Here is a 20,442-nt window from a genome sequence, read left to right as displayed (position 1 = left end):
CAAAGTGATTATTATCACAATGTAGCGCACTTTGTAGCATTAGTGCCAATTGATCTAATGCTATTTTATGCCATTTACTGTGCAATAATCTCGCTAACGATGTCTGTTACCAAGGCACTATTTAATCAGTTCAATTAACTCATGAATAGTTTTTACGGGCGATATTTTAGCGCCTAAGCCTTCCATCGATTTATGATAATTTCGAAATGGAATAAATATTTCAGTAAAGCCATGTTGAGCCGCTTCTTTAACACGCGGCACACCACTGTCAATCGGACGCACATCACCATTTAAGCTCAACTCACCCATGATGCAAGTGGTTCTTGGGATAACAAATTCATTCAAGCTACTTAACAATGCTGTAACTAAGGCAAGATCAATACAGGTTTCTGACTCGTCTATTTTTAGACCCCCGATGATATTGAAAAATGTATCATGATAAATTTTGGTTTTGGTATGTTTGCGTAAAATTCCGGTTAACATTTTAATACGATTCATATTGAGGCCAACACAAACGCGTTGTGGAAACTCAGCTTCGGTTTCTGTGGTGAGACACTGAATTTCTAATAGTAAGTTTCGATTGCCTTTGCGAATACAAGTAATGGCTGAGCCAGGTGATTCAGTACTCGAGCCAGATAAAAATATTTCACTGGGATTATCAACACTTAGCATACCGCGTTCACACATTTTAAAGATTCCCACAGTATCAATGTCACCAAAGCGATTTTTATTTGCTCTTAATGTGCGTATTTGGCCATCATTAGTATCGATATGTAGTAAAGCATCAACAATATGCACTAAGGTTTGAGGTCCAGCAATTTCATTGTTTTTATTGACATGTGCAATCAGAAACATGGTGACGTTATTTTGTTTACAGTATTGCGTTAACAACTGAGCAGCACCTTTTACCTGTGATGGAGAGCCCGGGCTACCATTAGCATTGTCGGTAACCACAGCTTGAATGGAGTCAATAACGGCAAATTTGATTTGCTTTTGCTCTAGCTCCTCAATAATAGCTTCAACGCTGGTTTCTGACAACAAGTACAATTCGTCAGGATTATACTCAAGCTTTAAACGCTGTACCCTATTTTTGAACTGCGAAAGCGACTCTTCGGCAGTACAATAAAGTGACGGCATTATTTTTGACATACGGGCAACTAAATCGGACAGCAAGGTCGTTTTCCCCGCGCCTGGATCACCTGATACGATATTGACAGAACCTGTAGTAACGCCGCCACATAATACTCGGTCAAGCTCACCTATGCCGGTTAATTGCTTTTCAGCCTCAGTAGAGGCTATTTCATTGATTTTTTTAGAGCCACCGCCAGTACCACCGGCATAACCACCGGTTGAGATACGACTTTTTGTTGGATGTTTACTTTGGCTGGCGGGGATTTTCATCTCAGCTAAGGTATTCCATGCCCCGCATCGGCATTGACCCTGCCAACGAGGGTAGTTCATGCCACAATCGGTACAAACGAATTCTAATTTTACTAACTTTGCCATTTGGCTGCCTATTATTTAAATTTAAATTTTTTAACCTCTTGCTATGCAATCAGTCAAAATTATGACAAAACATCAAGGTAAAATGCTTAAATGTTGTTTGTCAGGAAAATTATTATGCTTTATATTCAGGGTTTTAGTTGAACTAATATCAGCATTTAGTTTATGGTAAAAAAAACTTTTAGTTCTACTGCTTTTATAGCAAGTTAACAGGTATAGTTATTGCTTTGAAACAGTTAAAGATAAATTGTTTACTATTTATCGTTGAATATAGTGTTGTGGTGTTGATTTTATAACATGGTATGGATACTAAGTTAATATACGATGCGTAGTTGGCTTTATTGTAAAGATATTGAAGCGTAAATGAATAAAGATTTTTCAAAATATAAAAAAATTATTGATGAATTTAGTGGCCAAGTCTTAAATAGTGACTTTGAAACTAAATTTTATGCTGTCTCCAAGAGCCTTCCGCAGACTGAACGTTTTCTATTAAAAATGGAATTAAAACGTCTTGCTGCACCTTGTACTCGTTTGATTGATTTACGAGGTCATGTCGATGGTGAGTGTAAGATTTTTCAACACGAACAAAGGATACATTTTTTAGACAATGTTGCCAGTTTAGTTTTTACAGAAGCGTTTACGCGTTATGGCAGCTATAGTTTGGGTGTCTACGAAGCAACGATGAATACCGAAAATAACTTTCGGGTTATTTATCAAAAAGAGAAAACTCAGGTCAGTAAAGGCTCGCCAGAAGCCAGCAATAAAGTATTTGAAAAATCGCAATATCCAGCAAAATTTTATAGCTTTGGTCCTTATCATAACCGAATTGAAGAGCGGATGAATTTTGTTATCTCGATTCAAATCACTATCGGTAATGATCAAAAATTTAAATGTACCACTTTAGACTTAAGTGTCAGCGGCTGTAAGTTTAAAGTGAATGACCTAAGGCCTATTGGTATTGGTCAAAAAATTACAATACGTTTCAGTGGTTTGGAAGATCAGTTTCAACTAATGGCTGAGAGCGACTTTACTTATGTAGTTAAAAATTTGACCGTATTAGATAATATGCAGCTGGTAGGTGTTAAAAGAACTCATCAAGACAAGCTTGGCCCCAATAGTTTTACACAATATATGGTTAGCTTTATTCAAGGGAATAAACGTCGCTACAAAATCAATTTAGATAATACTATTAGTGCCTTGCAAGCTCGCAGTTTTGAACAATATGTCTTGCCTAAATCTAATGAATTACCTGTTTTTATTGAAAAAAATAATACTAGTTTAACGCCAAAATATGCACTGACTTGCCCTAATAACCAAGGTCTTTATCAGTATTGGCAGGATGAAAAACATAATTCGACATTATTTTGTTTAATTACACCAGAACGAATCACTCGACTTAAAAAGCTGGCGCTATCTGGACAATCGCTATTAGTGTTTAGTTTTATTCATCAAAGCCAAGGCAAGTCATATTTTTATACTGCCGATGAACTCCAGCTTGGCGATGATCCTGAATTTACCCCACAGTTTTTGGCTTTTGCAGCGGCAAAAGAAAACTTTTTAATTACCCAACTCACTTTGTTGGATGTAGTGCCAAGTCGCGCCCAGTCAAACTTTACTTTATCTAATAGCATGACTGAGAAAAATGCGTATTTAAATGCGCCAATATCTAATGAGATTCAGGCATTATTGGCTAAAATACCTTATATTGTTGTGATAAATGATGTTACAAAAAATGAAAGCATTCAGGCATATCAATCCTTGTCTTATGAGGGTATTAATAGCGTTAAATTGAAAAGATTTGGTCATAAACGCTTAAGTGAAAAGTTCAGTGTTGATAATATTGGCATCAACTATAGAAATAAGCGACAAGAATTACGTTTTACTTATAAAACGCCAGTTCACGTTGAAATTGATCACGTTATCTTAACCGGTATTTCTCTTGATTTTTCTACCTCTGGTTTGAAGATTTCATTAGATAAAACAACAATATTGCTCAAAGGTGACATGGTTTACTTAAGTTTCCCAAAGCTACAAAAAATAACCTCAGCATTTGCTTTAACTGACTTACCCTATGAAGTTGTACGGGTAAATAGTGCTAAAAATATTATTAATTTACGGATTTTTGTTCAGCAGCATCAACATATTGGCCGTAAGTTTTTTAAAGCTTTGATTGATAAAAACAGCGATAAATTAACCTCTGACGAATGTGATACGTTTAGCCCCGACTTAGCCAGAGCATTTCGTAATATCTACAGTGCAAGCTCAACCGTTCCTGCGCTTGTTATGCAAACAAGTGGTAGTCGTTATAAATCAGAGGTGATCGCTGGTGGAGACTGTCGTGGCAACTTAATGTCAGTAATGCAGCAATTAAGTGATGGTAATTTATATTACAACTTATATCCTATCTTGGGTCACGCGGATATAATGCCAAGCTTAAGTGCTAAGCTAAAAAAAATGCAGGAAACAGACTCGCCAAGTTGCCATGTACTGTATATTGCGTTTAAAGCTGGTGCTGACAAGGCAGACAAAGCGGTCAGTATAAAATTGTCTTCAGAGTTAAATAGTGAAGCATTAAAACAAGGCTTTATTTATCAGGCGCTGAAAAATGGACAATTTTTCTGTCTGATGATAAAGCTTTCACGCGTTGGCGAACCTGACATGAGCTACCTTCATCCTGAATTAAGTTATATTAGTGCTTATGCACTTCATCGCGGTAAACAAATTGAACAAAATATTTGGAGTGTTTTGGGCATCGGACAAATTTTTGATATCACTCAAGAAGAGCTTTTTCGCTATCGTTCAACGAGCAACGCTTAACGTCTTACTACTAAGGCTGATACCAAGTTGATTAATCAAGTGATCACCTTTTTCATTTTAACCATTTGGAATGAGCAGATAATTAATCAACTTGCTATGACATATTAACGTTGAAAAATTTGGGGCAAGTTAGTTAAAGGCTAACTTGCCCCTAAAGCTCTACTTAAGCCAATGCAGTAAACAATCTAGGCCTGAGGTAGTAATACAAGCATCTGCTTGCGCTAGTACTAAAGGCTTAGCGTGAAAGGCAACACCTAAGTGTGCTGCTGCCATCATGACCAAGTCGTTGGCACCATCGCCCATCGCAACTGTTTGTGTCGGCGCAATATTAAATTCATTCTTCAGTTCTACTAAGCAATTTGCTTTTGCTTTTGCATCAATAACTTCACCTAGCACTTTTCCGGTTAAAAGATTGTTTTTTATTTCTAAAACGTTAGCTACAGCAGCGTCAAGTGATAACATTTGTTTTAAGTGGTCGGCAAAATAGGTAAAGCCACCTGAGGCAATAGCAACGCGCCAGTGATGTTTTTTCAGTTCGCTAACTAAGGTTTCTAAGCCTTCCATTAAGGGGATGTTACTGGCGACTTGTGCCAAAATTTTTTCAGGCGCATGTTCAAGTTTAGCAACACGTTGATGTAAACTCTGGCTGAAATCTAGCTCTCCTAACATGGCCAGTTCAGTCACTGCTGCTACTTCTTCACCAACACCCGCCAGTACCGCTATTTCATCGATACATTCAATTTTTATGGTGGTCGAGTCCATATCCATGACCAATAAGCCAGGTGTTGAAAGTGTTGGCGCATTCAGTAATAACGCCGATTCAATTTGTTCACTAATATTAAAGCTAGCGAGGCGATCTTGTGCCTGTTTAATATCCTTTATTTGTACACCGAATCGGTAGCTTGTAGCGTTATTACGTTGATTAATTTTATGCAGGCAGTGCAGGGTTAATTCACACTTGCTCAGCAAATTGACTAAAGTAGTAACTTTAAGATCACCAAAAACAATAAGTTCTATGGTTTCTGATGAGTTTGTTAGGCTTGGTAGGTTGTTATTATTATTATCAGATAAAACAAAGGCTTGTTGCGTTTTATCAAAAGTAATGGCGATATTGTTCGAGCTTGCGTCAACCGGTAGCCATTGTATTAAATTTAAGTGCTGGATATTGTCTAAAGAAAATAATTTTTTTTGGGTTGTCACGATACTACCTTATATGAAAAACACGATTTAAAATAACTGTCCTAGTATAAAAAGTTGAAATATGGTTCTATAATACAGTTATAGAAATATAGGAAGCAATTCGTTTGATGAAGCAAATAGAACAGCCTTTATACCCTAAATTATCACCGATTTATAATAAAATATTACAATTAGCGCTCGCTATTTTATTATTAGTATTTTTGATGGATTTTTGGGTGAGCAGTCGTGATAATCATCAACTACAGATCCAAGATCATGCCAGTAAAATGGGCCAGCTTTATTTAGCACAAGCAGCAACAAGCACATTACCTTATTTGGCGCAAAACCCTAGCCAGTTACAGCAATATACCGACAACTTAGTACAGCAACCATTAGTAAAGAGTGTGCATATTTATGGTATTACTGGGCAAAACATTGCCAGTTCAGAGCAAGCAGAATCTATTAATGATCTTTTTGGTCTTAGCCTGCGAAAAATAAACCAAACTGATGATGTGATCCCTTTCGTGCAGGAACTGCGAACAGATAAATTGCACGGCTATATTCGACTCTCGCTTTATCGCTCAATATTAGCCGATGAACTGATTAAAAATAGCCGTGATCAATACGATATTATGCGTTTGTTGATGATGGTGGCAGGCGTTATTGGCTTTCTCTTAACTCGTGGATTAAATCGTTTTAGCCGTCAAGGTTTTAGACCACCTAGCCGTTAGTGTCAAGCATTTTTTAACACTGTTTTATCTATGTTTAACTCTGTTTTACCTAGCTTTAGCGAAAGCTAAAACAGTGTTTATATTCGACTCCAATGCATGGGCAATTTCACTCGATGATTCAGAGCGTATGCTTACCAGTGCTTGAAATACTTTAATCAGCTGTAAGGGCGAATTATCTTGGCCTTGAAAACCATATAATGGCATTGATGGTGCGTCTGTTTCCAACACTAAGCTTGCTAGTGGTAGTCGCTTTATGGCTTGAATGGTTTTTTCCGCGCGTGGATAGGTAATTGTGCCGCCGATACCCAGTTTAAAACCTAAATCAATATACTGACATGCTTGCTGGTAACTACCTGAAAAAGCGTGGATAATCCCACCTTTAGTAAGGTTTATTTGTCGTAACATAGTGATAATATGCTGATGCGATTTACGATGATGAACAATAATGGGTAACTGGTAGGATTTTGCTAAGGTAAGTTGTTGTTCAAAAACTTGAATTTGCTGCGCTAAATTATTTTCTGCTTGAGCAATAACGCCATCAATACCTGCTTCACCGATAGCCACAATATCATTGCGATGACTTTTAACTAAGTGTTCTAAAACAGTCAGACTATCAGCACTTAAGTCCTTCAGAAACCAAGGGTGAATACCTAAACTCGGATGCAATGTTAGTGTTTCACTACTGTAATTTTTTGCTAGTGTTAGTGTCTTATGCCAGTTTTTAGGGCCAATGCTAGGTATAACGATATGGTGAATATTCGCTTGCTGGCATTGCTTAAGTAAGTCGGGTAAATTGGCAGAAAAAGCGTCAAAATCAAGATGACAATGGCTGTCGGTAAAGCTTAGCATGTCTGTCATTTGCTCCCCCCACTTTACGTTAACTAACCATTTTCGAAGTGTTAATTCACTTTTTTAATGAGCGAATCAACACTACCTAGTATGGCTATCTTATTTACATGCGTTCCATTACGTCAATGCCTAAAATATCTAAACCTTGTTTAAGCGTATTGGCAATTATGTAGCTTAGTGCCAGTCGCGATTGCTGTACATCACTGGCTATATCATCTTTTAATATTGGGCAGGCTTCGTAAAAACTCATATAAAGACTGGCCAGTTCATATAAATAATTACACAGCAAGTTTGGTGTACATTCGCTAATAACTGAGTCGATAACATTTTCTAACTGCAATAATTTTAGTGCTAAGGCTTTTTCTTGTGGTTCAACAATAGCAATGGCGGGTAAGTTATTATTGGCTGAAAAGTCTGCTTTAGTAAAAATACTTTGAATACGAGAATAAGCATACTGTAAGTAGGGCGCGGTAGCACCTTCAAAACTCAGCATGGTTTTCCAGTTGAAAATATAATCACTGGTACGGTTTTTTGATAAATCAGCAAACTTGACCGCGCCAATACCCACTTTTTTGGCAATTTCAGTTAAGTGTGCTTCGCTGTAATCAGGGTTCTTTTCAGCAATCACGGCTTTGGCTCTAATAACGGCTTCATCAAGTAATTCAGCTAGTTTTATTGTGCCACCAGTTCGCGTTTTAAAAGGCTTGCCGTCGTCTCCCATCATCATACCAAATGGGCAATGATCATAACTGACATGCTCGGGTAAGAAACCGGCTTTACGCGCGACAATTTCAACTTGCTTAAAGTGTAAAGCTTGACGAGCGTCAGTAAAAATAATAATACGATCAGCTTTTAACTGACCACTTCGGTAGCGACAAGCTGAAAGGTCGGTGGTGGCATATAAGTAACCGCCGCCAGACTTTTGTACGATAAATACTGAGGGATCACCATCTTTGTTGGCCATTTCATTAATAAAAACAACTTTAGCGCCTTGATCTTCTACCGCTATTTTTTGTGCCATGAGTTCATCAATAACGTTTGATAAATCATCGTTATATGCACTTTCACCCATAATATCTTTGCGGGCTAAGGTCACGTTGAGTTTTTGATAAATTTCTTCGCTATGGCTAATTGAAATATCAATAAACTGTTGCCAAAGTTTTGCACAATGGCCATCGCCACTTTGCAGTTTTACGACGTAATCACGAGCACGATCAGCAAAGCCGTCTTCGTTATCAAAACGCACTTTCGCTTCACGATAAAAGTTTTCTAGATCTGAAAGGGCAGTTTCTGCCACTTCATTAGACGCTAACTTATCGCTTAAATGGGCTAATAACATACCAAACTGTGTACCCCAATCACCCATGTGATTTTGGCGGATAACATGTTCACCACGAAACTCAAGCGCGCGCACAACGGCATCACCAATAATGGTTGAGCGTAAATGCCCTACGTGCATTTCTTTTGCCAGGTTAGGAGCAGAGTAATCAACGACAACATTTTGAGGCTTTATTGCTTGTATTACGCCTAAATTTTTGTCATTTGATATTGTATTTAATTGGTTTGCTAACCAGTTTTTGTCTAAATGAATATTAATAAAGCCAGGGCCGGCTAATTCAACTTTTTCAGCGATACCGGTTAAGTCCAGAGCAGCAACTACTTTAGTTGCCAGTTCACGTGGATTGGTTTTTAATTTTTTAGCCGCACCCATGACACCATTAGCTTGGTAGTCACCAAAATTTGCTCGGTTAGATAAACTTATCGCAGGGTTTGTACCTTCTGGTAAACCTGCCGCTGTCATAGCAAGCTTAACTTTTTCATTCAGGATGTTGCTAATATTCATTTAAATTAACTCTTCTTCGATTAAAGGCTCAAGTGAGCGGCGATAACTTGAGTGAATAAGCGTAATACTTTTAATTACGCTTATGGATAAATTATGGGCTATCAATGGTTTTCAATTACAAGACACTTATTAATGCTCACGTGTTTTTTGAAATTCAATATCTGGGTGGCGCTCTTGCGCTAGACTTAAGTTAACCATAGTCGGGGCGATATAGGTTAAATTATTGCCACCATCAAGTGCTAGGTTATCATAAGCTTTCTTTTGAAATTTCTCTAAAGTGCGCTCGTTATCACAAGTACACCAGCGTGCAGTCGCTACGCTGATCGGTTCATAAATAGCGTCAACTTTGTATTCAGTTTTTAAGCGTTGTACGACAACTTCAAACTGCAATACACCTACCGCACCAACGATCATATCGTTAGAGTTAAAGGGTCTAAATACTTGTACTGCACCTTCTTCTGATAATTGAATCAGGCCTTTTTGTAATTGTTTTGCTTTGAGTGGATCGCGTAAACGAATACGACGGAACATTTCTGGCGCAAAATTTGGAATACCACTAAATTTCATATCTTCACCTGCGGTAAAGGTATCGCCAATTTGAATACTACCGTGGTTATGTAAGCCAATAATATCACCAGCATAAGCTTGCTCGACATTAGATCGATCACCGGCCATAAAAGTTACAGCATCAGCAATTCTAACGTCTTTGCCGATGCGGACTTGTTTCATCTTCATGCCTTTTTCGTACTTGCCTGAACAAATGCGCATAAAGGCAATGCGATCACGATGTTTAGGGTCCATGTTGGCTTGGATTTTAAAGACAAAACCAGAAAACTTCTCTTCTTCAGCTTTAACAATTCGGGTATCAGTTTCGCGTGATAATGGCTTAGGAGCCCAGCGAGTAAGACCGTTTAGCATATGGTCCACACCAAAGTTGCCCAATGCAGTACCAAAATATACGGGTGTTAATTCGCCTTTTAAAAATTCTTCATGATTAAATTCATGAGAAGCACCAACAACCAGTGCTAATTCTTCACGTAAGTCTTCAGCGTAATTACCAATAACGGCATCTAGCTCTGGGTTATCTATGCCTTTAATAACACGTTTTTCTTGAATAGTATGACCTTGACCTGTCTGATACAAATATATCTCATCAGTCAAAATATTATAGACACCTTTAAACTCTTTACCCATGCCAATTGGCCAAGTAATAGGGGCACACTTTATTTTTAATATGTCTTCAACTTCATCCATGACTTCCATTGGATCTCGCACATCGCGGTCCATTTTATTCATGAAGGTAATGATAGGGGTGTCGCGTAAACGGGTAACTTCCATCAGTTTAATGGTACGCGCTTCAACACCTTTAGCTACGTCAATCACCATTAAGCAAGAGTCGACTGCGGTCAGTGTTCGATAAGTATCTTCGGAGAAGTCTTCATGGCCGGGGGTATCGAGTAAATTTACTAAACAATTGTTATACGGAAATTGCATTACAGAAGTTGTAATTGAAATACCACGTTCTTTTTCCATTTCCATCCAGTCAGATTTTGCATGTTGTCCCGATTTTTTACCTTTCACGGTACCTGCTTTTTGTATAGCTTGACCAAAAAGTAAGACCTTTTCAGTGATAGTCGTTTTACCTGCATCAGGGTGACTAATAATAGCGAAGGTGCGTCTAAGGTCGACTTCTTGCTGTTGTACAGACATGCAAATTACCTGTTTTTAAAGTGGATGAAAAAAATTTAACTTAAATTTTAAAGCGCAACATTATAGCGAAAACGAGTGCGAAGGGCAGTAACAATATCTTGTATTGTCACTTTATTTTCTATTTTTTACCCTGATAGGTAATGGTTCTTGCTAGACAGAGCATTTCTTTAATTGTGCTAAGGCAAATTTTAACTATTGACGTGCGCTTAATCAATGATGGGTTAGCCTTTTTATCAAATGAATAACTAATAAATAGTTAAGAAAATATAAGTATGATCACCCTTTGCATGTTTTATAACTAATTATGTTTTTTTGCTAAACAAGCTTATGTTATTTAAAGTTTTTGTCTGCTCAATATAGTAGATATTTGATTTATATTAAGTAAAGAAAAGGAAGGTGTTGTATTGTCGTTCAATTAAAACAGCATAAGGTAAAAAGCAAACCTTATAGCTTGCTTTTTATTTTTGTATTACTGAGTTATTAACATCTGACTACTTGATCGGTGAAAGTAATTCATGATTAGTGATTAAGTTTCTGACTCCATGGGCATGATCTTCGTTAAACTCATTGCTTTCACACCACTGAGCTATTGTATCAATATTGACTTTAGCCACTTCAGGTCGAACACTCCAAGTGATTTGAAAAGGCGAACCTACTTCATTATAACTAGGGCCAGTGGTTGAGCCACTATATACCACGGGTTTACCGGTATTGTTGGGCAGATTTAGTGCTTGATATTGTTTGTTTTTTTTGCCAACTAAGGTTAACTGATTAAAGTTTAACGCGTTATTATTGTTAACCAGGACATAGACCTGAGTTTCCACTCGTAGTTGGGGGTTTTTAATCGACTCACTTAAACAAGCACCTAACGTCGCTCCAGGTTTTATCTGCGCAGATGAATGAACGTAATGCACTTCAATGGTATCGCCAGATTGTAAGCCGCCGTGTTTACTAGGACAAACATTCTTAGATACTGGTTGTAGTTGCTGTGCAGTTAACTTGCCTGAATATAGATAGCCGCTTTGATATCCTTGACCATCACCATTACCGGCATATTGGGTAAATTGTCCACCGGCATGCTCAGCATTTTTGTGAAAATGAATGTTGCATAAATTCATGGTTTCGTAGGCGGGTGCTGTGCCAAAATCAATAGTGTTTGTGCCCACAATAGCATCTATATCTCTAGGAGATTGTGGGCCAAAACCTTTATTTTTTGTGTTGTTGGCAAGTGCGGTTCTTTGCTGACTAATAAGGTCGTTGCTAACCGTGTTTAAGTGCGTTGAATTCGCCTGAACAGTGAGTGATAAAATCAGTGGCATAATTGCTAGGAAGTAATTTATTTTAATCATTAGAGCTCCAAAATTAGCATTAATCTAGTCATCGCACATTATCATGTTTTAGACAAGGTGTTGAATAATAGACTTTAAAATTATGAAATATAATTGTAATGACTGAAGATAATATAGCAAGCAGTAATAGTTCAGTTATTGGCTATAAATTTAGTGATAGTCATAAGTTGTTAAGGGCAGTGTAATTCTGCTGAGGCGGCTAGAGATAGGTTAAGCAGTAATTGCTCAGCTTAACCAGACAAGTTTGGCCAGACAGAATTTGCCTGACATTGTCTTCCAGACACAATGGTTTGATAATAAAGTCAGTATTATCCAAAGTATTGAGGAGAAAAATGGTAAAGGTTTTATTGTGCGTTATTATGGCAAAACCACGCAGACTTTTACTTCACCTAACTTTAGCTTAGTTTATTTTAGTTTTTTTGACATCACTATAGCGTCTTCATAACCAAAACCAGTATTACTTGGGTAATAGCCGGTTCTGCGTGATATTTCAGTAAAGCCTTGATTAATATAAAGCATTTGTGCGCTAATATTTTTTGCCCGTACTTCGAGGAAAATACTGTCAGTAGCAAGTGTTTTACAATATGTGAAAAACTGTAACAACAGAGCTTTACCGTAACCTTTACCTTGTTGCTCCGGCATAACACAAATATCCATTAATGTTGCTTCACCTAATATGAATTCGCCAACATAAAAACCGACAATACTATTATCTATGGTTAAATAATCACCAAAATATCGCCCACTGATACAACTTCTAAAGGTTTTTTCACTCCACGGGTGTGGGTGGCAGGCAAGTTCAATCACCATAAGCTGTTCAACTATATCTTGATGCACAGGCGTAAAGGTAGTATTTATTATTTTCTTCATGTTGAGCTTAAAGATCCTATTGATTGCCACAATGATTTTTTTAATTCTGGCGAGTTGGCAAGCGTGGTTAAATCGGGTGTACTTAAGCAGTTATGCTTAAATTCAATGCGTTCATTTGGCGTGAATTGCCAATTAATAATACCTAAATCGATTTTATTATGGCTAATGGATAAATCGGCGCTATTCGCACCTAAACAACGAATAATATCTTTAAATAGCGGTTGTTTAAGTAATGACTTTAGATCGACAGCAAGACAGTCACTTTCTGCTGTTTGTACTATTTTCTTAATTGTATCCGGACTTGATTGTGATAATGCGGGTGAGGTAACTGCGGTGCTTGAGTCGCTATTTGTAGCGTCATTTTGAGCAATTTCAGTAGCATTAGGTGACAATAAGTTATGGCTGGATAGTTTTCGCCTTTGCCAAACGGTAATGCCCATCGCTTGTAATAATTCAAATTGTTTTTTATTAATGCTCATATCATTTTAGCTACAGTTGGAAATCACAGTTATCATGACAGAATTTTTAAATAGGAAGAACTAGAATTTTTTATAAATACAATTTGGTTAGCTAATTAATCAAATTAATAAGAATTAACATAAACTAACATAAGAAAGGAATTGGCAGGGGTGGAGAGATTCGAACTCCCAACCGTCGGTTTTGGAGACCGCTGTTCTACCAATTGGAACTACACCCCTGCAACAGATTCGAATTATACTGATGCCGAGCTAAAGGTAAAGCGTAAATTTAAAAAAAGTGACTGTTCGGCTAAATAAACAGCAGATGTACGGGTTTTTATTAATTTCTGTTGGTTTTATAGCCGTTCCACTTAAGGTGCCGCTTAAAGTGGAACGGCGAGATAGCCAGAAACTAAAGTTGTTTGGCTATCTCGTGTGGTTTTATTTACTTTGCCAATGACAAAAACGCGATTCTTCAGAATATGGGTAAACATCGGCAAAAACACCTTTAGCCACACTCGCTTGGCAGTCTTGCCAATATTGAGCTTTCAGTAAGTTAGCATGATGACCTAAAAATGCTTGTCGATAACGGTTATTGGCTAAAGCAAAAGTGGCTATTTCTTCTGGAAATACATCACCAGGGTCAACAGAGTACCATGGCTCTGCAGCGTAAATTTGCTCTTCTGTGATGGCTTCTGGTTTAACGCGAAAATTAACCTCATTCATATAGGTAATTTCATCGTAGTCATAAAATATTACCCGACCATGGCGCGTGACACCAAAATTTTTCAACAACATATCACCTGGAAATATATTGGCGGCAATTAACTGTTTAATCGCTTCGCCGTAGCCATACATTGCATTGTCTACTTGGGCATCATTGGCTGTTGCCAAGTACAAATTCAGTGGCGTCATTTTACGTTCGATATACATATGTTTAATGATCACTAAATCATCTTCATATTTCAACAACGAGGGGGCAACAGCATTGAGTTCTGCAAGTAGCTCGGCTGAGAAACGTTGTTTTGGAAAAGCGACTTCGGAATATTCCATCGTATCAGCCATTCGTCCAACTCGATCATGCAATTTAACTAAACGATATTTGCCTTTAACATCGTCCCGAGTCATATTCTTACTGGGGGAAAACTTGTCTTTAATAATTTTAAAAACATAGGGATATGATGGCAGCATAAATACCGACATCACCATACCTTTTATGCCCGGCGCGAGTACAAGTTTGTCATCACTGTTATCCAGGTGGTTTAAAAAATCACGATAAAACTGGGTTTTTCCCTGTTTGTGAAAACCGATGGCAGAATATAAATCTGCGCTAGTTTTATGGGGCGTTAAACGATTAAGAAAGACAATTAAGGCGTGTGGGTGCTGACAATCGACAAAGAAATAAGCACGAGCAAAACCAAAAACCACCGCCATATCTTCACCTTCGGTGATCAAAGCGTCAATAAATAAACCTTCTTTTTCAGTATTTAATAGCGAAATAATAAAGGGTGTCTCACCACCTGGGGAAATTACCCGGCCAATAATGTAAGCACCTTTATTACGGTAGAAAACAGAATCCAAAATATCGAATTGTAAATCTGATAACTGATAGTGCGTTTTATCTGCGTGTTGACGAAATTTTGCTATTAAAATATTGATATCTTTTTTCAAGTGCGTAAATGGCACTGAAAAATTTTGGCTACTCATAATGTGGTTGATGGTTTTAAACAATCCTTGTTCGGCAGGAAAGTAACTGGTGAATATTTTTGGTGTCGGTAATGTATCTAAGCGTATGGCGGTTGATTGCACAAAAATATAGGCATTATGATAATATTCACGCTCAAACAGATGGCAAAATATTGAATTATAAAAACTCTCAGCTAACTCTGGTTGAGGGTGTTTACTGAGTAGGTCTATATAGCAAATTTTAACATATTGCCAAAGCTCATCACTTAATTCAGTGACCAGAAAATCTTGTTTAATCGTGGTGAGTGTTTCTTCTATACGTAGATCGTAAAAGTCAGTACGGGCTTTAGCGGCTAATTGTATGTCATGCCAACGTTGTTGTTCAAAACGTTGTTTTGCCGTTTTTGTTATTTCACTGTAAAGATAAATATGTCGCTCAAAACCGTTGATAATAGTTTTTGCGATAGCGAAAGCAAGATTTTTCATGTGCTTACCTGACTAAGTTATTTGATTTCAGCATACGTCAAAATAAAGGTTTTAGGTGATTAGTTTTACACTATAGTCGCTATTTATTCTCGTGATAGCAGTTAGGTACTTTAGGTGATATTGCAGTCATAACCCATGCTGACTTTTACAAGTTAATACTTGCTATTCGTGGCGTGCAGCACTAAAATTACGCGTTTTTTAACCTTTAAACTAGTTTATTTACCATGCGTGTTGCTGATTTTTCATTTGATTTACCCGAAGAGCTTATCGCTCGATACCCAAAAGCCAACCGTTCAGCCAGCCGTTTAATGACCTTAAATGGTAATAGTGGCGTGCTTAATGATGAAAATTTTACTGACCTTGTTGCCCATGTCAAAGCGGGAGACCTGTTAGTTTTTAACAATACGCGGGTGATTCCAGCGCGCATGTTTGGTCAAAAATCAAGTGGAGGTAAGTTAGAGGTTTTAGTTGAACGCTTACTCGATGAACACCGGGTGTTAGCACACATTCGCTGCAGTAAATCGCCAAAGCCGGGTAGTGAAATACTCCTAGAAGGTAAAGTTAAAGCCACCATGGTGGCAAGACATGACGCCTTATTTGAGCTTAAATTTCATGGTGAACAATCAGTGTTATCAATATTAGATGATGTTGGACATATGCCGTTGCCGCCTTATATTGATCGACCTGATGAAGACAGCGATCGTGAACGCTATCAAACAGTTTATAATGAAAAACCCGGTGCGGTAGCCGCGCCAACAGCCGGTTTGCATTTTGATGATGTATTAATGGCAGCACTGAAAGCTAAAGGTGTAGATTTTGCTTTTGTGACTTTACATGTTGGTGCAGGTACCTTTCAACCCGTAAAGGTTGAGGAAATAGCTGACCATATAATGCATGCTGAATATGTTGAAGTGCCAGCGAGTGTTGTCACTCAAATCGAGCAAACTAAGGCCAATGGCGGTAAAGTTATTGCTGTTGGCACCACGTCAGTTCGTTCACTAGAAAGTGCCGCTAAAGTGGCTAAAGAACAAGGTAAAGCCTTTAGTGAGTTTTATGGTGATACCGATATTTTTATTACCCCAGGTTACGAATTTCAAATTGTTGATAGTTTAATTACTAATTTTCACTTGTCAGAATCAACCTTACTGATGTTAGTTAGTGCCTTTGCTGGTTACGACAATATTATCGCGGCTTATCAACATGCGGTTGCACAGCAGTATCGCTTTTTCAGTTATGGTGATGCCATGCTGTTAACGAAAAAAGATCTCAATACTTAATTATAAAAAATACAAGTTGGCTAGGTTATAGCCTCTTAAACGTAAAAGCAGCTAGCCTGTTTCGCTAGTGGGCGAAGGATGAAATATGACAGATAAAACAGAAAAAAACGCTATGCAGTACCAGTTACTGACCACAGACGGTAAAGCTCGACGTGGTCGCTTAACCTTTGACCGTGGCACAATAGAAACCCCAGCGTTTATGCCAGTGGGTACTTACGGCACAGTAAAAGGCATGAAAGCTGAAGAAGTAGCAGAAACAGGTGCCGAAATTATTTTAGGTAATACCTTCCACTTGATGTTACGCCCAGGTACAGAAATTATCGAACAACACGGTGGCTTACATGGCTTCATGAATTGGGATAAACCGATTCTAACCGATTCAGGTGGCTTTCAAGTATTTAGCTTAGGTAAAATGCGTAAAATCACCGAAGAAGGGGTTAAATTTAACTCGCCCGTTAACGGTGAGAAAATTATGCTAACACCTGAACGCTCAATGGAAGTTCAGCGCAGTTTAGGCTCTGACATCGTGATGATATTTGATGAATGTACCCCTTATCCTGCAAGTCATGAAGAATCAAAAGTGTCAATGGAGCTTTCATTGCGTTGGGCGCAGCGTTCAAAAGATGCCCATAAGGGTAACCTCAATGCTTTATTTGGTATTGTACAAGGTGGCATGTATGAAGATTTACGTGAAGTCTCTGTTAATGGCTTAACCAGTATTGGTTTTGATGGTTATGCTATTGGTGGCTTATCAGTTGGTGAACCCAAAGAAGATATGATTCGAATATTAGATCATACCGCGCCCTTGATACCAGAAAATAAACCCCGATATCTTATGGGAGTTGGTAAACCTGAAGATTTAGTTGAAGGTGTACGCCGTGGTATTGACATGTTCGATTGTGTGATGCCAACACGTAATGCCCGTAACGGACATTTATTTGTTACTGACGGTGTTATCAAGATTAGAAATGCTCGTCACAAAACAGATACTGGCCCATTAGATCCTGAATGTGATTGTTATACTTGTAAAAATTATTCGCGTGCTTATTTACATCATTTAGACAAATGTAATGAAATTTTAGGCTCGCAATTAAATACCATGCATAATTTACGTTTTTATCAACGTGTAATGCAAGGATTGCGTGACGCGATAGAGCAAGGCAAACTAGATACGTTTGTTGCCGAGTTTTATGCGCTACGTGATTTACCTGTTCCGCCATTAGTTAGTTCATTAGCGGACAATGAAACAGCATAAACAGCTGCAATTTCGCCATTTTATAAAATTAATCAGAAAAATAAAAAGAGGTATTTATGAGTTTATTTATTAGTCAAGCCCACGCTGCTGCAGGTCCCGCTCAAGGGGCTGATGGTATGTCAATGTTAATTATGCTAGCTGTATTTGGTTTAGTGTTTTATTTTATGATCTATCGTCCACAAGCCAAACGTGTGAAAGAGCATAAAAGTTTGATGTCTGAATTATCAAAAGGTGACGAAGTGCTAACACAAGGCGGCATTGTTGGTAAAATTGTTAAAGTTTCAGATGAAAAAGATTTTATCGTTGTAAGCATCGCCGAAGGTACTGAAGTCACAGTACAAAAAAGTGCAATTAATGCTGTATTACCTAAAGGTACAATGAAATCTCTATAATGAGATTTTCTTGGCTTTTTTCGCTATAGCCGTTTTTAAGGTGTGCATTGATAGTTATCAATTGCACGCCTTAAATAGCTTGTGCAATAGTGATAACCAAAATTATAATAAACTTTCGTGCGATAACTCAGCTTAGTATTAGCGCGCGATTCAAAAGAAAATAGGGTGATATTGTGTTAAACAAATATCCATTATGGAAGACATTGATGGTACTATTTATAGTAGCTGTTGGTGCTTTGTATGCGTCTCCTAACCTCTATGGTGAAGATCCCGCAGTACAAATTTCTGGCTTGCGCGGTATTGAAACAAACGCAGCAACGTTAGATGTAGTTAAGTCACACTTAGATGAAAAGAAAATCTCCTACTTAAGTCTTGTGATGGAAAACGGTCAAATATTGGCGCGTTTTAATAACACAGAACAACAATTACGGGCGCGTGATCTACTTGACGACAATATTGGTGATGAGTATTCAGTTGCCTTAAACTTAACACCTGCAACACCCGCATGGTTAGCAAGTGTTGGCGGCACGCCAATGAAGTTAGGTTTAGATTTAAGTGGTGGTGTTAGCTTCCTAATGGAAGTAAACATGCAGGAAGCAATTGTTAAGGTACAAAAAAGTTTAGTTGATGATTTTCGCACGGGTTTACGTGGCGAAAAAATTCGTTATCGCTCAGTTAAAGAAGTTAATGATGCCATTAATATTCAATTTCGTAATGCTGAAGATTTAGCAAGTGCAGAGTCATATCTAGAAAAACAAAACCGTGATCGTGATTTAGTATTTTTTAGTGATGAGGACAGCTTAACCTTATCCGCAAAAATGACGGATCAAAAATTAAAAGAAACTCGTGAATATGCATTGCAACAAAACATTACTATTATTCGTAACCGTGTTAATGAGTTAGGTGTTGCTGAGCCACTAGTTCAACGTCAAGGTCAAAAGCACATCGTTATTGAATTACCGGGCGTTCAAGATACAGCGAAAGCAAAAGAAATTTTAAGTGCAACTGCGACGATTGAATTTCGTTTAGTTGATACTGAAGGGGATTTAGGTGCAGCGCTTAATGGTCGTGTTCCAGGTAGTTCAGAGTTACTAAAAGAACGTAACGGTCAACCGGTATTATTGAAAAAACGTGTGATGCTTACGGGTGATCATATTGTTGATGCGGGTTCAAGTTTTGATGAATATAGTCGTCCACAAGTTAATATTACCTTAGATTCTGCTGGCGGTAATAAAATGTCAAGCAGCACTAAAAGCAATATTGGTAAACCAATGGCGACGGTATTTATTGAATTTAAACCAACCGACCGTGTGGATGCTGAGGGTAATACTATCTTCGAGAAAGTTGAAGAAGTGATCAGTGTTGCTACTATCCAAGCACGCTTAGGTAAAACTTTTAGAATTACGGGTGCAGGTAGCCAGTCCGAAGCACATAACTTAGCGTTACTGCTTCGAGCGGGTGCTCTGGTTGCTCCGATTCAAATTGTAGAAGAACGAACTGTTGGTCCAACACTAGGTGCTGAAAACGTAAAACTGGGTTTCCAAGCGATTATGATGGGCTTTGGTTTAGTCTTCATCTTTATGCTGATTTATTACCGTGCCTTTGGTGTGGTGGCAAACTTAGCGTTAGGGGCAAACTTAGTCTTAATTATTGGCATTATGTCGTTGATCCCAGGTGCAACACTATCGTTACCAGGTATGGCCGGCATTGTGTTAACTGTCGGTATGGCAGTTGATGCTAACGTACTTATTTTTGAGCGTATTCGTGAAGAAATGCGTGCAGGTAAATCAATTCAGCAGTCAATTCATCAGGGCTACGACGCTGCCTTTTCAACTATCATTGATGCCAATATTACCACGTTAATTGCTGCCTTGATTTTATTTGCTATCGGTACCGGCCCAGTTAAAGGTTTTGCGATCACGTTATCAATCGGTATTATTACTTCGATGTTTACCGCGGTTATTGGTACTCGTACTATCGTTAACGCTGTTTGGGGTGGTAAACGTCTCGACAAACTTTCTATATAGGGCTGCAATA

The 20,442-nt window shown here is 38.1% G+C and carries 15 protein-coding genes and 1 tRNA gene; 6 read left to right on the top strand and 10 right to left on the bottom strand.

The genetic code is table 11. The annotated features are described in order from the left end of the window. Positions 1–117: 117 nt before the first annotated feature. Positions 118–1,506 (bottom strand): DNA repair protein RadA, encoded by a 1,389-nt coding sequence (gene radA / locus H4J46_RS08275; RefSeq protein WP_182233049.1) that lies wholly within the window; start codon positions 1,504–1,506, stop codon positions 118–120. 360 nt (positions 1,507–1,866) lie between these two features. Here radA and H4J46_RS08270 point away from each other — a divergent pair, with 360 nt between their 5' ends. Beyond that, the gene (locus H4J46_RS08270) at positions 1,867–4,320 is read left to right on the top strand and encodes a PilZ domain-containing protein (RefSeq protein WP_182233048.1); all 2,454 of its coding nucleotides are present in this window, start codon (positions 1,867–1,869) and stop codon (positions 4,318–4,320) included. Between the two features lie 159 nt (positions 4,321–4,479). Here H4J46_RS08270 and serB read toward each other — a convergent pair whose 3' ends face one another. Further along, positions 4,480–5,520 carry a phosphoserine phosphatase SerB gene (serB, locus tag H4J46_RS17510; protein WP_310650219.1) on the bottom strand — a complete coding sequence of 347 codons (1,041 nt, stop codon included), beginning with the start codon at positions 5,518–5,520 and terminating at the stop codon, positions 4,480–4,482. A 107-nt stretch (positions 5,521–5,627) separates the two neighbouring features. Between serB and H4J46_RS08260 the strand changes: the two genes are divergently transcribed. Then, the gene (locus tag H4J46_RS08260; protein ID WP_259365743.1) at positions 5,628–6,230 is read left to right on the top strand and encodes an AhpA/YtjB family protein; all 603 of its coding nucleotides are present in this window, start codon (positions 5,628–5,630) and stop codon (positions 6,228–6,230) included. A 45-nt stretch (positions 6,231–6,275) separates the two neighbouring features. On the opposite strand, the gene H4J46_RS08255 is transcribed toward H4J46_RS08260, so the two are convergent. From H4J46_RS08255 to aceK, 8 genes are all read right to left on the bottom strand, one after another. Further along, the gene (locus H4J46_RS08255) at positions 6,276–7,088 is read right to left on the bottom strand and encodes a TatD family hydrolase (RefSeq protein WP_259365740.1); all 813 of its coding nucleotides are present in this window, start codon (positions 7,086–7,088) and stop codon (positions 6,276–6,278) included. A 94-nt stretch (positions 7,089–7,182) separates the two neighbouring features. Continuing rightward, positions 7,183–8,922: an arginine--tRNA ligase gene (gene argS, locus H4J46_RS08250; RefSeq protein WP_182233046.1), complete on the bottom strand. Its 1,740-nt coding sequence runs from the start codon at positions 8,920–8,922 to the stop codon at positions 7,183–7,185. Positions 8,923–9,051: 129 nt separating this feature from the next. Beyond that, a complete protein-coding gene (gene prfC, locus H4J46_RS08245) occupies positions 9,052–10,632 on the bottom strand; it encodes a peptide chain release factor 3 (protein WP_182233045.1) in 1,581 nt (526 codons plus the stop codon). A 491-nt stretch (positions 10,633–11,123) separates the two neighbouring features. Then, complete coding sequence (locus H4J46_RS08240; protein WP_182233044.1) at positions 11,124–11,981, bottom strand: delta-class carbonic anhydrase; 858 nt, start codon at positions 11,979–11,981, stop codon at positions 11,124–11,126. A gap of 405 nt (positions 11,982–12,386) precedes the next feature. Then, positions 12,387–12,851: a ribosomal protein S18-alanine N-acetyltransferase gene (gene rimI / locus H4J46_RS08235; protein WP_182233043.1), complete on the bottom strand. Its 465-nt coding sequence runs from the start codon at positions 12,849–12,851 to the stop codon at positions 12,387–12,389. Next, positions 12,848–13,330, bottom strand: coding sequence for a DNA polymerase III subunit psi (locus H4J46_RS08230; protein ID WP_182233042.1), 483 nt, complete (start codon positions 13,328–13,330; stop codon positions 12,848–12,850). Before H4J46_RS08230 ends, rimI begins: the two co-directional genes overlap by 4 nt. 142 nt (positions 13,331–13,472) lie before the next feature. Beyond that, a tRNA-Trp gene (locus H4J46_RS08225) sits at positions 13,473–13,549 on the bottom strand. Positions 13,550–13,750: 201 nt separating this feature from the next. After that, positions 13,751–15,481, bottom strand: a complete 1,731-nt coding sequence (aceK, locus tag H4J46_RS08220) for a bifunctional isocitrate dehydrogenase kinase/phosphatase (protein ID WP_182233041.1) — start codon at positions 15,479–15,481, stop codon at positions 13,751–13,753. 224 nt (positions 15,482–15,705) lie between these two features. On the opposite strand from aceK, the gene queA reads away from it, so the two are divergent. The 4 genes from queA to secD all read left to right on the top strand — a co-directional run bounded on the left by queA (position 15,706) and on the right by secD (position 20,432). Continuing rightward, entirely contained in the window at positions 15,706–16,758 is a 1,053-nt protein-coding gene (gene queA, locus H4J46_RS08215; RefSeq protein WP_182233040.1) for a tRNA preQ1(34) S-adenosylmethionine ribosyltransferase-isomerase QueA, read from the top strand. 112 nt (positions 16,759–16,870) lie between these two features. Continuing rightward, positions 16,871–18,013: a tRNA guanosine(34) transglycosylase Tgt gene (gene tgt / locus H4J46_RS08210; RefSeq protein ID WP_182233073.1), complete on the top strand. Its 1,143-nt coding sequence runs from the start codon at positions 16,871–16,873 to the stop codon at positions 18,011–18,013. Positions 18,014–18,069: 56 nt separating this feature from the next. Further along, positions 18,070–18,405: a preprotein translocase subunit YajC gene (gene yajC, locus H4J46_RS08205; protein WP_182233039.1), complete on the top strand. Its 336-nt coding sequence runs from the start codon at positions 18,070–18,072 to the stop codon at positions 18,403–18,405. Between the two features lie 173 nt (positions 18,406–18,578). Next, positions 18,579–20,432, top strand: coding sequence for a protein translocase subunit SecD (gene secD, locus H4J46_RS08200; protein ID WP_182233038.1), 1,854 nt, complete (start codon positions 18,579–18,581; stop codon positions 20,430–20,432). Positions 20,433–20,442: the final 10 nt, after the last annotated feature.

Origin of the sequence: Colwellia sp. MB02u-6 (assembly GCF_014077095.1) — a bacterium.
In the GTDB taxonomy this organism is placed as follows: Bacteria; Pseudomonadota; Gammaproteobacteria; order Enterobacterales; family Alteromonadaceae; genus Cognaticolwellia.
The sequence above is the reverse complement of the archived record's forward strand: the minus strand, read 5'-3'. Positions and strand labels throughout refer to the sequence as shown.